Raw genomic sequence first — 14,207 nt, 5'->3', positions numbered from 1 at the left:
ATCATGGAACAGGATATTACAATAAAAATTACAGATAGAAATGGTGTTACGCACGAAGTAGTAGCTCCTACAGATATGGCAATGAATTTAATGGAAGTAGTTCGTAGTTACGAGTTGGCTCCAGAAGGTACTATAGGTATTTGTGGTGGTATGGCCATGTGTGCATCCTGCCAATGCTATGTTTTAAGTGATACCGCGTTGCCAGAAATGAGCGATGATGAAGAAGCTATGCTTTCTGAAGCTTTTGATGTAAAAGACAATAGCCGTTTGGGTTGCCAAATTCAAATGACTCCAGATATGAACGGACTAGAAGTAGAACTAGCTCCCGAAAGTTAACACATTGCTGCGAAAGCAGGAATCTCCTCAATAGAATAGCTTAAATTTTATTTAAACAATTTGGGCGTCACCACAAGGGTCGGGCTATACGTTACAAGTCCGCACTCCTGCCTCGCTGTGGGCTTTCCACTGCTATCCCTAACGCAACCTACCGTAAAACAAGTTAAGTTTTAGTAGTATTACCATATTAAAGTTTAGCGTATTTTTTTACAGAAATAAATTTTATATTTACGGGATATGAAACATAAAAGTTGTTATATAACGAGTTGTGCAACATTTCATAACCAAACAAAAAAATATGTTAGACCCAGAATCAACAGGGAAAATTATTGATGAAGCTTCTAAATTAGCTCCTGAAGTTTATAAAGATTTAGCAAAGCCAGCCACTCAAGAAATTGGAAGTGTAGCAGGAAGAGGTGTCAAGGCTTTACTTTCACCAGTTCGAGCATTTTTATGGAGTTGGGAAAAAATTGAACAAATCATTGAAGAAGGAATTAGCAAAAGGTTTGAAAAGATACCAGAGGAAAACAGGAAAACACCTGACCTAGAAATAGCGGTCCCATTAATGCAAGCATTAACTTATACGGCTCAAAACGAAACATTGAGAGAAATGTATCTTAATTTATTGGCTAACTCAATGGATTCAACAAAAGATAAAAAAGTACATCCTTCATTTGTCGAATTAATAAAACAAATGAATAGTTTAGATGCCAAAGTTTTTGATAAACTATCTGTTAAAAAAGGCTATCAGAAAGTTATTAATCCGAATATTTCATTAAAAGGAAAAGGAAAAAACTTTATTGACGCGACGCCTGAATGGTTTTTAGGTTGGACGATATCAGGTTATGATATTTTTGATATATCTTCAAGTATTGTAAGATTAAGCAAATTTGGACTGGTCGAATTACTTTACGATAGAACTAATGGAAAAGATGGATATAGTGAATTGAAAAGTCACAAATATTTAAATGATATTTTAAATCAATACCAAATCGCTAAACCACAAACGGAATTACAAATAACTACTACCGAAAGTATATTGTATATAAACGAATATGGGAAGCAATTTTTAAGTGCCTGCCGTTAAAAACGTTGCATAACATGCATATATAACAAATAGAATACAAGTAAATTATTGCAAAAACTCAAATATTAAATAAAAAAGTCTAACTTTCTTTAAATTCACTTTTTCTACTAAGTTAATTTATTGTATGGGTAAACCGTAAAAGTGAACACATTGGGGGTGCTTATACATTCGTAGGCGGGGTTTATTACTTATTAATAAGGTCTATTTTTTCGTTAACCTTATCCATAAAAGCATGTAAATAACTTGGTACATTACCTTTCATTTGGTCAATATTCCAGCGTTTTATCATACCGTTTTTAGAATATTCAATAAAAATCCCGCCACCATCGGCACAATCAGGACAACCTAACACAGTTTCTTTTTCCACTAATAACTTTGTTGGAAAATAATCAACCAAATCTTTCACATCTTCAAATTTATCATCATCTAATGCTTCAAAATTAAAAGACTCATGCGAGTATTGGTCGTTAGAATCTTCATATAGTTTATCACTGGTTAATTTAAAAGTTTCAATGCAACTTTCCCCAAGGCAAAACCCGTAAAAATGCCCAAAAATCAAATAATCATCTTCATGTAATACCACCTCATTATTGGAGCTGCAACCAAAAATTAAAAGGAAAGACAGAAAAGTGAAAATCAATTTTTTCATAGCATTTGTTTTCTTTTTAGATGCAAAAACACCCATTTGGTTGCGCAGGTTAGTGGCTAACTTATTTTGTAATCAATCAATTTTCTGGGGCCTTCCAAAAGTACTCTTACAATTTGCAGCACGCCATCATCATTCGTGTCTATATGCCATTTAATTAACGAAATTTCACCGTTTACAATTTCAATGCCCGTAATGCTTCTTGGGTGTACACAACTACCATCGTTAAAAAATGCAATATCTCCAGGTTCTGGAAAACGTGGGCGGTGGGTATGCCCAATAATAGTAACTAAATTGTTGTTTTCTATAATCCATTTTTTGGTTCGACGTTCTACTTTAATAAGTTCGCTATAGTTTTTTGCAGGGCTTGTAGGGTCGGCAATTCCCATGACATTTAAAGGTTTCCAGAGTATTCTAACCATAAAACGACTCCATTTCCAAAACAAATAGTTCCACCAATCGGCTTGATGCCCGTGGGTTAAAAACAGGTCTTGGTTAGTAGTTGTATTTTTTAAAATAATACCTTCATGGTACTCAATTCCAGGAAATAAGTCAACATCAACACCTAAAGTTTTATCAAAATAAGTAGATAAATGTTTTTTTACATAATTTGGGTTTCTGTAAACCATGTCGTGGTTTCCCCATATCATGTGCAGTTTGTTTTCTCTGTGGAATTCCCGCAGAAGCATGTACACGTTTTTATGTGCTTCAAAAATGGGTTCAAACGAGAGGTTTTCCCAAAGTTCATCGCCATCACCTATTTCACAATACTGAAAACCTTCTGCATAATAATGCTTTAAGGCATGAAAATAGATGTTTCTGTTGTTAGCAAAATCGTCAGCAAAACTATTGTCGCCCCTATGGCAATCACTGAATAATATAAATTTACTAGAATCATCAAAGTTGATGATTTTAGCTTTTTTATAAGCGTTGTCTAATCTGGATTTTGATGACATTGGAAAAGTTTTAACTAAAGTAATAAACTTAGTTTAACTTTTCAATAGATACAGGAAGCAAGCGTTCTACAAATTTGGTGTAGGCTAATTGCGATGGATGTAATCCATCTGAAGCTACTAAAAAGGGGTTGTTTAAGCCTTCTCGAGTTATATTGGTAATGTTAATAAAAGTCACGTTCCTATCAGCTGAATGACTTTTAGCAAATGTATTATAAGCATCCAATTCGCTGGAAATGGTTGATGGGTTCGATCTTGATTGTCCAAAAGGTGTGTAAGCATAATCTGGAATAGAGATAACGATAACTTTTTTAGGATTATCATATGCTAAAGTAATGGCTTTATTTAAAAGCTCTGGAAATTCAGTTTCGTAAAGACTAAAATCCTTTTGTTGATATTGATTGTTAACACCAATTAATAAGGTTACTAAATCGTAATCATTAGATGGATTTTTGTTACTAATTGCCTCTTTAAGTTTGGTTGTGGTCCATCCTGTTTGTGCAATAATTTCTAAGGAAATATCACTATTTTCTAAATTGTTTTTTAAACTGTCTTTTAATTGCTCTGGAAACCTACAGGTAGCACATACACTTTGCCCAATAGTGTAACTATCGCCCAAAGCCAAAATTTTAAAATGATTTGTTTGATTGGTAGTGTCCTGGTTTGGTTTGTTTTGCTCTTGAGGAACCTGGGGTTCTGGACTACCATCAAGTTGTTGGGCTATAACCATATCACTTTTAGAACAACTAAACATGACTGCTAAACATAATAAAACTCGAATTTTGATCATAATTTTCATTTAGTAAAGCTTACGAAGAATAGATTCAAAAGTTTTTATAAAAGGCTTAAAGTCTAAAATATTTTCTATTTAAAAGCATTCAATCCTGTGATATCCAAACCTGTAATGAGTAAATGAATATCGTGCGTGCCTTCGTAAGTAATAACACTCTCCAAATTCATAGAATGGCGCATGATGGAGTATTCACCTGTTATTCCCATACCTCCCAAAACTTGTCTAGCTTCTCGGGCAATGTTTATCGCCATATCTACATTATTGCGTTTTGCCATCGATATTTGTGCTGAGGTTGCCTTATTTTCATTGCGTAATACCCCAAGTCGCCATGTGAGTAATTGCGCTTTGGTAATTTCGGTAATCATTTCCGCTAATTTTTTTTGTTGCAGTTGAAACTGACCAATGGGTTTACCAAATTGTATGCGTTCCTTACTGTAGCGTAAGGCGGTATCATAACAATCCATAGCCGCCCCAATAGCGCCCCAAGCTATGCCATAACGTGCCGAGTCTAGGCAGCCTAAAGGTGCTCCCAAACCAGATTTGTTAGGCAATAAATTTTCTTTGGGTACTTTTACATTGTCAAAAATAAGTTCACCCGTTGCAGATGCTCGAAGCGACCATTTATTGTGTGTTTCTGGTGTGGTAAAGCCTTTCATACCTCGTTCTACAAGTAAACCATGAATTTTTCCTGCTTCATCTTTTGCCCAAACTACGGCTACTTGTGCAAAAGGGGCATTGCTAATCCACATTTTGGCACCATTCAATAAATAATGGTTGCCCATATCTTTAAAGTTGGTAACCATACCACTTGGGTTACTGCCGTGGTCGGGTTCCGTTAAACCAAAGCAGCCCATCCATTCTCCTGTGGCTAATTTTGGTAGATATTTTTTGCGCTGTGCTTCTGTGCCGTATTTCCAAATAGGATACATAACCAAGCTTGATTGTACTGAAGCGGTACTGCGAACACCCGAATCGCCCCGTTCAATTTCCTGCATAATCAAGCCATAACTAATTTGGTCTAAACCTGCGCCGCCATATTCTACAGGTATGTAAGGTCCAAAAGCACCAATTTCTGCCAACCCATTAATGATTTGCATGGGGAATTCAGCTTTTTGTGCATAATCTTCAATTATGGGAGAGACTTCTCGTTTTACCCATGTTCGGGCAGCATTTCGGACTAATTTTTGCTCTTCGGAAAGTAACTCGTCCAGGTTGTAATAATCTGGTGCTTCAAATAAATCTGATTTCATCTAGTAATTTTGAATTTCATGACTTCTTAAAAATAAAATACTTAGTAAAACCTATGTTTTTTTAAGAATTTATCATTGTAATTCCTCAAATTTAATTAATTCTCAGTATTCAATCACATTTTTAAATAGAAATCTTTGGTCAGGTTTATATAATCTTCAGTGTAATCGTGTCGTTCTGTTTCAATAATTAGCGTGTCTTTAATTATGGGGTTTTCAGTAAAAGAAAATTCAATTAAACTTCGTTTAATTTCTGAAGTTGGGTTTCCTTTTACGTGCAAGATTCTATTTGAAAATAAATTGAAGTTTTGGGCTATTTTAATAAATTCACCTTCTTCCTTAAAAGGGATGATTACTGAAAAAACACCATCTTCAGACAATAATTTGGAAACACTTTCTATTAAATGTTCAAAAGGCATGGCGTCACTAAATCGGGCTAAATCGCGTTTTTGGTTTTCTGATTTATAATCTTCTGAATAAAAAGGTGGGTTGCATATAATCAAGTCGTAAGTATCTTCAATTTCATCAACAAATTCTTCCAAAGCAGCATGGTAACAAAACAGTCTATCGCCCCAAGGAGATGCTTCAAAATTATCGACACATTGTTCGTAGGCATCGTCATCAATTTCAATGGCATCAATAAGTTCGGCATTACAGCGTTGTGCAAGCATAAGAGAAATAACGCCTGTTCCTGCACCAATATCTAAAACCGAATAAGGATTGTTTTGTATGTAGGTCCAAGCTCCTAGAAGCACACCGTCTGTACCAATTTTCATGGCGCATTTATCTTGTTGAATTTCGAATTGTTTAAATTTAAATGGTTTGTTAGACATGCATGTTGTGTTAAAAAATTAAGAAATTAAGGTTGAAAAAGTGTGTAAAATGCCACAATATATGCTAAACTGTGTTAAAAAATAAAATGGCATTATTTACGTTATTAATATTGCAGGATAGATGTGAAACAATACGCATCTTAAAAGAATTTATTGAAAGTGCTAAACTAAAGATTATTTATATGAAGTCTTCAGAAAAAATTTTAAGTAAGCTTAATAATTTGTTAATTATGAATTATGAGGTTGAAAAAGTTTATTTAAAAGCTCTTGATTTAGCTACTGATGATAATTTAAAAGCATTTTTTAGAGAAAGAGGTTTTGAGAGAAATGAATTTGGTAGACAGTTAAGAGCGGAACTAAAAAAGTTAGATGGCAAACCTAAGAAATTTGATGGTTTAAGTAGAAGTTTCGATAGCGTTTTTACAAACTTTAGGGATTATATACTTTTGAATTTGGAAGATGACTTAATGGAAGAAGTTTATAGCTTAAAAAGATTGAGCATTGAAAAATACAACGAATTATTAAGGGAAATTAATTTGCCACTATCTACATGTAAACTGTTGGTTAAACAACGCGATAGTATTTATGGTAATATGAATGCTATGAAGCGACAAGAAGAATTTGTTGTGTAATACAAACATAACTAAATAACAAAGGCTCATTCTAATAAAATGAGCCTTTGTTTTTATAAAGAATCCTGAAAAGAATTATAAGTACAAATCAATTAATCCTTCCGGTGTTTTAACAAAAATGGTGTTGTTTTTTCTATCTACTTTTTCAATAAATTCATCATTCATAGGAATAAGAATTTCTCTGCCATCATTTTCTATTTCAAACAACGCTTGGGCGGTAGAATCGTTAATGCTTACTATGGTGCCTACGGTGCCATAATTAACATCTTCAACTGTAAAACCAATAACTTCATGAAAATAGAATTTGTTGCCTTCTAGTTTTGGTAAAAATTCTAACGGCAAATACACGTCGCTTTTTATTAAGGCATCGGCATCGGCTTCATTGTTAACATCCTCGAATTGTACACGCAGTAAATCAGATTTATGAAGCTGCGAACTTTCAATAAAAAAAGGAATTAACGTATTGCGAACATCAATAAACATGGCATCCAAATTTTCATATAATTCAGGCTGGTCGGTATCCAACTTGATTAAAAGTTCGCCTTTAAAACTATATTTTGTTACAATTTTTCCTAAGTAAAAACAATCTTCTTTTTTCATGATTTATTGGTCTGTTCGAGCGCAGTCGAGAACTATTATACTTAAATTAATGGCATCTCGACTGCGCTCGTTATGACATTTATAGATACAAAAAACTCCGATACATGTACCGGAGTTTAAAAGTATAAAAAATATATTTTTTATTCTTCTTCTTTTGCTTCTACTTCAGCAGCAGGAGCTTCTTCTGTAGCTGTTTCTTCTGCCACAACTTCTTCAGTAGCTTCTTCTTCAACAACAGGAGCAGCGGCAGCAATACGAGCTTCGTTAGCAGCTTTTTCAGCTTTTAACGCCGTAGCTTTTGCTTCAGCTTGAGCTTTTGCTAAACCATCAGTTTTAGCACCAACTTTACCTGCTTTTTCTTCTAACCAAGCAGTAAATTTAGCTTCAGCTTGTTCTTCTGTTAAAGCGCCTTTTCTAACACCACCTGCAAGGTGATTTTTTAGTAAAGCACCTTTGTAAGATAAAATAGCTTTAGCTGTGTCGGTTGGTTGCGCACCGTTTTGTAACCATTGTACAGCACCATCAACATTTAAATCTATAGTTGCTGGGTTTGTGTTTGGGTTGTAAATTCCTAATTTTTCAAGGTATTTACCATCTCTTTTTGATCGTACATCGGCTGCAACAATCCAGTAAAAAGGTTTCCCTTTTTTACCATGTCTTTGTAATCTAATTTTTACTGGCATAATAATTAATTATTTGAGGTTCTCGACCTCGGTTATTAATGAGGGCGCAAAGATAATTAATAATTAATAATTAACAATTAATAATTGCGCTTTTCTTAAAACAATAAGCAAACGGGTCTTGGTGCTTTTACGTCGTGTAAAAAAGTAAGTGTTCCAGTGGAGGCATCGATGCTAAAAATGGTGATATTTTGACTTTTTTGATTGGCGACCAGTAAGAATTTTCCAGAGGGGTCCAGCGTAAAGTTTCTGGGCCAGTCGCCATGAACGGGCATGGTTTGAATTTTTTCAATAGTACCATCAAATTTGTTTCTTTTAAAAACCGCAATGGAATTTTCACCACGGTTAGAACCGTATAAATAAAGTTCGTTTTTAGATAAATGAATATCGGCACAAGCATTTTTTCCTTCGTACGTGTCTTCTAAAGTGGAATCGAAGTCAATTTGTTCAAAACCAGAATCTGTTTTTTTAACCGAAGTTATCGAACCGCTAAGTTCATTAATAATATAAATAAATTGCCCGTTTCTTGTTAAAGCAAAATGCCTTGGGCCAGGGTTTTCGGTAGTTTTAAAAATAGAAGTTGTGGTTAATTCGTAATTATTGTTTTTTAGTTTGTAGTGATACACTGTATTCATGCCCAAGTCGGCTATGTATAATTCGTCTTTAAAAAATTGTGCCGAATGTGCGTGCGATACTTTGTCTGTGGTATTATATTCAAAAACTTGAGAAGCATCATTAAGTTTTCCATCTCTTGAAATGTTATAAACAGCCGCACTGCCACCGCGATAATTGGAAACTACTGCTTTGTTTCCTTGTTTGTTTAACGAAATATGGCAAGGTCCGGTACCATTGCTGCTTACTTTGTTTAGAAATTTCAACAGGCCATTTTCTTGGATTTTAAAAGAAGAAACCGTGCCTCCTAAACTTTCGCTTACGGCGTATAAATATTTTTTATTTGGTGCATATGCGATGAATGAAGGGTTTTCGGTAGCTATTGCTAATTGCAGATTGCTAAGTCCTCCGGTTTTAAGGTTGAAGTCAAATTTATAAATGCCTTCGCTAAACCCATCGGTATAGGTGCCAACGTACATGGGGATATTTTGCGCCTTACTAATTAGAAAACAGATAGAAAAGCTTAGAAAAAAGAGTTTGATTTTCATGGTGTTTCATTTGATAGATTCAAAAATAGACTTTTTAAATGAATTTTATTTGGCAAATAGGTATTTGGTTTTTGTTTAAAACTCTTTATAACTTTAACTTTTAAAAGTGATATAATTCTGTATTTTTATAATCTTCGTTTGATATTTCTAAACGGCTTAACAACAAACATCTAAACAAAAAAATGTACTTAATTTTCGATACAGAAACCACTGGTTTGCCTAAACGTTGGGACGCGCCCATTACCGATACCGATAATTGGCCTAGATGTATTCAAATTGCATGGCAATTACACGACGGGTTAGGGAATTGTATCGAACATCAAGATTATTTGGTGCAACCTGATGGATTTAATATTCCGTATGATGCTGAAAAAATTCATGGTATTTCAACAGAATTAGCCCAAGAACAAGGGATTCCGTTAGCCGAAGTTTTAGAAAAATTTAATGAAGCATTAAGTAAAACCAAGTTTGTTGTTGGGCAAAATGTGAAGTTCGATTTGAATATTATGGGTGCCGAATTTGTGCGTGGTGATGTTGCAAACCCATTGCAAGAACTCCCTGTTTTAGATACCTGTACGGAACATACTGCCAGTTTGTGTCAAATTCCTGGTGGGCGTTACGGTAAATTTAAGTTGCCAACATTAACAGAATTGCATGAATATTTGTTTAATGTGCCCTTTTCGGAAGCGCATAACGCAACAGCCGATGTGGAAGCAACCACGCGTTGTTTTTTAGAATTGATTCGTTTAGAAGGATACACTAAAGAGCAACTGGATGTTCAACCCGATTATTTTCAAAAGTTTAAGGAAGCGAATCCTGCTGAAATTCAGCTTATAGGTTTAAAACATATCAACCTCAAAAAGGAAAGTTCAAAAATTAGAGAACGTCTAAAAAGTGTTCAGGTTGAAACTATTTCTACCGAAGAAATTAAGCAGAATGTATCCGATTTAAAGGAAGTTGATTTTGTTCATCTTCATAACCATTCGCAGTTTTCGGTATTACAATCAACCATCAGCGTAACCGATTTGGTTTCAGCTGCAGCCGAACATAATATGCCTGCTGTAGCGTTAACAGACCATGCGAATATGATGGGCGCTTTTCACTTTGTGAAAGCAGTAAGCAATCATAATAGAGGGGTGAAAGCAAAGAATGATGCTGCCATTGAAAAAGGGGAAACTCCAAAGGCTGTAGAGATTAAACCCATAATTGGCTGCGAGTTTTTTGTATGTGAAGACCACACCGATAAAACCAGAAAAGATAATGGTTATCAAATCGTGCTACTGGCTAAAAACAAAAATGGCTATCATAATTTGGCAAAATTATCATCGCACGCTTTTGTTAACGGATTTTATTATCTGCCTAGAATCGATAAAAAACTTATTGAAGTATATAAAGAAGATTTAATTGTTTTAACAGGAAATTTATATGGGGAAGTGCCCAGTAAAATTTTAAATATTGGCGGAAACCAAGCAGAAGAAGCTTTAATTTGGTGGAAAGAACAGTTTGAGGACGATTTGTATGTGGAGTTAATGCGCCACAACCAAGAAGATGAAAATCGTGTAAACCCAGTGTTAATGGAACTTGCTAGAAAACATGACGTTAAATTGGTCGCTACCAATAACACGTACTATTGTAAGAAGGAAGATGCCAATGCGCACGATATTTTATTGTGTGTAAAAGATGGTGAAAAGCAGGCAACGCCTATTGGTCGTGGTCGTGGGTATCGTTACGGATTGCCAAATCAAGATTATTATTTTAAGTCTTCGGAGGAGATGAAATCGCTTTTCAAGGATGTGCCTGAAGCGATTAGTAACATTCAAGAAGTTGTAGATAAAGTTGAGGCGTATGAGTTGGCTCGAGAGGTTTTATTGCCGGCTTTCAACATTCCCGATGAATTTAAAAATGAAGAAGATTTAGTTGATGGTGGCAAACGTGGTGAAAATGCCTATTTACGCCATTTAACCTATCAAGGTGCTAAAAAGCGCTATGGCGAAGAACTTTCAGAAGAAGTTAAAGAACGTTTGGATTTTGAGTTGGATGTTATTCAAAATACAGGATATCCGGGTTACTTTTTAATTGTTGAAGATTTTATTCGCGAAGCCCGAAATATGGATGTATCGGTAGGTCCGGGTCGTGGTTCTGCGGCAGGTTCGGTGGTAGCGTATTGTTTGTGGATTACTAATATCGATCCGCTTAAGTACGATTTGCTTTTTGAGCGTTTCTTAAATCCAGATCGTATTAGTATGCCTGATATTGATATCGATTTTGATGATGAAGGCAGAAGCAGAGTCATGGATTACGTTATCAAAAAATACGGAAGCAATCAGGTAGCACAAATTATTACTTATGGTACCATGGCTGCAAAATCGTCCATTCGAGATACCGCTCGTGTGCTCGATTTGCCTTTATTTGATGCTGATAGAATAGCGAAATTGATTCCTACCATGTCCAAACTGAACAAAATTTTCGGTTTAAGTGAAAAGGAATTGGGTAGTAAATTCAGGGCAGAAGATTTAGAAAAAGTCAATCAACTTTTAAATATTTCCGAAGGGAGTGATTTAGAAGCTGAAACCGTAAATCTTGCAAGAATTCTAGAGGGTTCTGTGCGTAATACAGGTATTCATGCTTGCGGTGTTATCATCACGCCCGATGATATTACCAAATTCGTTCCTGTTGCTACAGCGAAAGATTCCGATTTGTATGTTACCCAGTTTGATAACTCGGTAGTAGAAGAAGCGGGCTTGTTAAAAATGGATTTCTTGGGGTTAAAAACTTTGACTCTTATTAAAGATACCGTTAAAATTGTAAAAGCAAAACATGGTATTTTACTCGACCCCGATACGTTTCCGTTGGATGATGAGAAAACCTATGAGTTGTTCCAAAGAGGTGAAACTGTTGGGGTGTTCCAATACGAGTCGCCCGGTATGCAAAAACATCTTAAAGAACTAAAACCAACCGTTTTTGAAGATTTAATTGCTATGAATGCCTTGTACCGACCAGGGCCTATGGAGTATATTCCAAGTTTTACCCGCCGTAAACATGGCGATGAACACATAGAGTACGATTTGGATGCCATGGAAGAATACCTAAAGGAAACCTATGGTATTACGGTATATCAAGAGCAGGTGATGTTGTTGTCCCAAAAATTGGCTGGATTTACCAAAGGTGAAGCAGACGTACTTCGTAAAGCCATGGGTAAAAAGCAAATTGCGGTACTCGATAAAATGAAACCCAAATTTGTAGAACAGGCGAGTGCCAATGGGCATGATGCCAAGGTTTTGGAAAAAGTTTGGAAAGACTGGGAAGCGTTTGCAAGTTATGCTTTCAACAAATCGCATTCCACATGTTATGCGTGGATTGCCTATCAAACGGCCTATTTAAAAGCGCATTATCCTGCGGAATATATGGCTGCGGTACTTTCTAATAATATGAACGATATCAAGCAGGTTACTTTCTTTATGGAAGAATGTAAACGTATGAAGTTGGATGTACTTGGTCCCGATGTAAATGAATCTTTCTATAAATTTTCAGTAAATAAAGATAATGCGGTACGTTTTGGAATGGGCGCCATCAAAGGTGTTGGTCATGGTGCAGTAATCACCATTGTTGATAATAGAAAAAAAGATGGTCCTTATAAATCCATTTTCGATTTTGCCAAGCGTATCGATTTACGTGCTGCCAACAAAAAGGCATTCGAAAACTTAGCGTTGGCAGGAGGTTTTGACGGTTTTGGTACCACGCATCGCGCGCAATATTTTCATGATGATGGCGATGGTATTACTTTTTTAGAAAAAGCCATTCGTTATGGAGCTAAACATCAAGAAAACGAAAATTCCGCGCAAGTAAGTTTGTTTGGCGATGCTAGTGATGTGCAAATAGCAGAACCACAAGTGCCACCATGTGAGGAATGGGGTACTATGAAAAAATTGGCGCAGGAGCGCGAAGTAGTTGGTATTTACATTTCTGGACATCCGTTGGATGATTTTAGAATAGAAATGAATACCTTTTGCAATGCCAATTTAGCCTTGTTTAAAGATTTAGAACCCTATGTAAACCGCGAACTTGTTTTTGGGGGCGTGGTTACCGATGTGCAACACCGCGTGAGTAAACAAGGTAAAGGTTGGGCGATGTTTACCATTGAAGATTATACCGATAGTTTCGAGTTCCGTATTTTTGGTGAAGAATACTTAAAGTTTAGGCATTTTTTACTTCAAAACAGTTTTGTGTTTGTAAAATCGTTTGTGCGCGAAGGTTGGGTAAATAAAGATACCGGTAAAAAAAGCGAACCGAGGTTGCAATTTAATAGTTTCCAGTTGTTGCACGATGTGATGGAAAACTATGCCAAAAAGTTATCCATACAACTTAATATTGACGATTTACAGGAATCTAAAATATTAAAATTGAAAGAACTGTTGCAAATGCACCCAGGTAGCCAAATGCTTAATTTTGTGGTTTATGATAATAAAGAACAAATAAAACTACAAATGCCCAGTAGAAAGCAAAAGGTACGCGTATCGCAGGAACTTTTGAATGAGTTGGAGAATGAACAGGTGATGTTTAAGTTGAATTAGAAATTATAATTTCCCTTCAAACTCCGGGCAATCAATTCTAATTTCAGAATTCAACAACTCTTTTTCCAATAAATTACAATAATCGGTATCTTGAATTTTTTGATGAAATTTACAGGCATAACACGTGCGTTGCACGGTTAAAACACCGCTTTTATTCAATTGAAAAATAAGGTTGCTAATAGTTTTGAAAAGCGAATTTAAATCGGAGGCGTCGGTATTATTAAGTTGCGTTTTTATTGGAAGTGCAAAGTTTTCGGTTTCAGTAACCATGTGTTTGCCTTTATTGGTTAATTGAATGGTGTAACTTCTACTATCAGAAGTGGGGAATGTTTTTTCAATAAAACCTTTGTTAATCAATACCCGAACGGCATCACTTATGGTTGGTTTTGTTACGTTGAATTCTTTAGCTAAATGGGTAACGTTGCAAAACTCTATTTTATGATAAGCAATAAAAATAAGTATTTGAATTTGAATGGGGCTCAATCCTAACGCTTTTGCTTTTTCCCAAAGCAATACTTTAAAAGCTTCCGAAATACGCTCTAATCCCGCCACTATTTTGCTGGTTAGGTCGGTTTCTTGATTGTTTGGGTTGAATAAAGGACTGTTCATATAAAAACTGCCAAATTAAGATTCTTGTACAAAGTTAGTAATCCTAACCGTTGGATGGAA

The 14,207-nt window shown here is 35.4% G+C and carries 13 protein-coding genes; 4 read left to right on the top strand and 9 right to left on the bottom strand.

Annotated features, from left to right (window positions below; genetic code table 11):
* Window positions 1-3 precede the first annotated feature (3 nt).
* Window positions 4-336 (top strand): 2Fe-2S iron-sulfur cluster-binding family protein, encoded by a 333-nt coding sequence (locus VP395_RS06155; RefSeq protein ID WP_346240871.1) that lies wholly within the window; start codon window positions 4-6, stop codon window positions 334-336.
* A gap of 298 nt (window positions 337-634) precedes the next feature.
* Window positions 635-1,423, top strand: coding sequence for a DUF4393 domain-containing protein (locus tag VP395_RS06150; protein WP_346240870.1), 789 nt, complete (start codon window positions 635-637; stop codon window positions 1,421-1,423).
* Window positions 1,424-1,607: 184 nt separating this feature from the next.
* Here VP395_RS06150 and VP395_RS06145 read toward each other — a convergent pair whose 3' ends face one another.
* The 5 genes from VP395_RS06145 to VP395_RS06125 form a co-directional block, all read right to left on the bottom strand.
* Complete coding sequence (locus VP395_RS06145; protein WP_346240869.1) at window positions 1,608-2,072, bottom strand: hypothetical protein; 465 nt, start codon at window positions 2,070-2,072, stop codon at window positions 1,608-1,610.
* Window positions 2,073-2,128: 56 nt separating this feature from the next.
* Entirely contained in the window at window positions 2,129-3,025 is an 897-nt protein-coding gene (locus tag VP395_RS06140; protein WP_346240868.1) for a metallophosphoesterase family protein, read from the bottom strand.
* A gap of 28 nt (window positions 3,026-3,053) precedes the next feature.
* On the bottom strand, window positions 3,054-3,812 hold the full coding sequence (locus tag VP395_RS06135; RefSeq protein ID WP_346240867.1) for an SGNH/GDSL hydrolase family protein: 759 nt from the start codon (window positions 3,810-3,812) through the stop codon (window positions 3,054-3,056).
* 74 nt (window positions 3,813-3,886) lie between these two features.
* Window positions 3,887-5,065, bottom strand: a complete 1,179-nt coding sequence (locus tag VP395_RS06130; RefSeq protein ID WP_346240866.1) for an acyl-CoA dehydrogenase family protein — start codon at window positions 5,063-5,065, stop codon at window positions 3,887-3,889.
* A gap of 113 nt (window positions 5,066-5,178) precedes the next feature.
* Complete coding sequence (locus VP395_RS06125; protein ID WP_346240865.1) at window positions 5,179-5,895, bottom strand: tRNA1(Val) (adenine(37)-N6)-methyltransferase; 717 nt, start codon at window positions 5,893-5,895, stop codon at window positions 5,179-5,181.
* Window positions 5,896-5,981: 86 nt separating this feature from the next.
* Between VP395_RS06125 and VP395_RS06120 the strand changes: the two genes are divergently transcribed.
* Window positions 5,982-6,527 carry a DUF2383 domain-containing protein gene (locus VP395_RS06120; RefSeq protein ID WP_346240864.1) on the top strand — a complete coding sequence of 182 codons (546 nt, stop codon included), beginning with the start codon at window positions 5,982-5,984 and terminating at the stop codon, window positions 6,525-6,527.
* Window positions 6,528-6,602: 75 nt separating this feature from the next.
* Here VP395_RS06120 and rimM read toward each other — a convergent pair whose 3' ends face one another.
* The 3 genes from rimM to VP395_RS06105 form a co-directional block, all read right to left on the bottom strand.
* Window positions 6,603-7,127: a ribosome maturation factor RimM gene (rimM, locus tag VP395_RS06115; RefSeq protein ID WP_346240863.1), complete on the bottom strand. Its 525-nt coding sequence runs from the start codon at window positions 7,125-7,127 to the stop codon at window positions 6,603-6,605.
* A gap of 140 nt (window positions 7,128-7,267) precedes the next feature.
* Window positions 7,268-7,810 carry a 30S ribosomal protein S16 gene (locus VP395_RS06110; protein WP_346240862.1) on the bottom strand — a complete coding sequence of 181 codons (543 nt, stop codon included), beginning with the start codon at window positions 7,808-7,810 and terminating at the stop codon, window positions 7,268-7,270.
* 95 nt (window positions 7,811-7,905) lie between these two features.
* Window positions 7,906-8,967: a lactonase family protein gene (locus VP395_RS06105; RefSeq protein WP_346240861.1), complete on the bottom strand. Its 1,062-nt coding sequence runs from the start codon at window positions 8,965-8,967 to the stop codon at window positions 7,906-7,908.
* 182 nt (window positions 8,968-9,149) lie between these two features.
* Here VP395_RS06105 and dnaE point away from each other — a divergent pair, with 182 nt between their 5' ends.
* Window positions 9,150-13,538, top strand: coding sequence for a DNA polymerase III subunit alpha (dnaE, locus tag VP395_RS06100; RefSeq protein ID WP_346240860.1), 4,389 nt, complete (start codon window positions 9,150-9,152; stop codon window positions 13,536-13,538).
* 3 nt (window positions 13,539-13,541) lie between these two features.
* Here dnaE and VP395_RS06095 read toward each other — a convergent pair whose 3' ends face one another.
* Complete coding sequence (locus tag VP395_RS06095) at window positions 13,542-14,147, bottom strand: MarR family winged helix-turn-helix transcriptional regulator (protein WP_346240859.1); 606 nt, start codon at window positions 14,145-14,147, stop codon at window positions 13,542-13,544.
* Window positions 14,148-14,207: the final 60 nt, after the last annotated feature.

Source organism: Mariniflexile soesokkakense (assembly GCF_039650365.1).
Lineage (GTDB): Bacteria > Bacteroidota > Bacteroidia > Flavobacteriales > Flavobacteriaceae > Mariniflexile > Mariniflexile soesokkakense.
The sequence above is the reverse complement of the archived record's forward strand: the minus strand, read 5'-3'. Positions and strand labels throughout refer to the sequence as shown.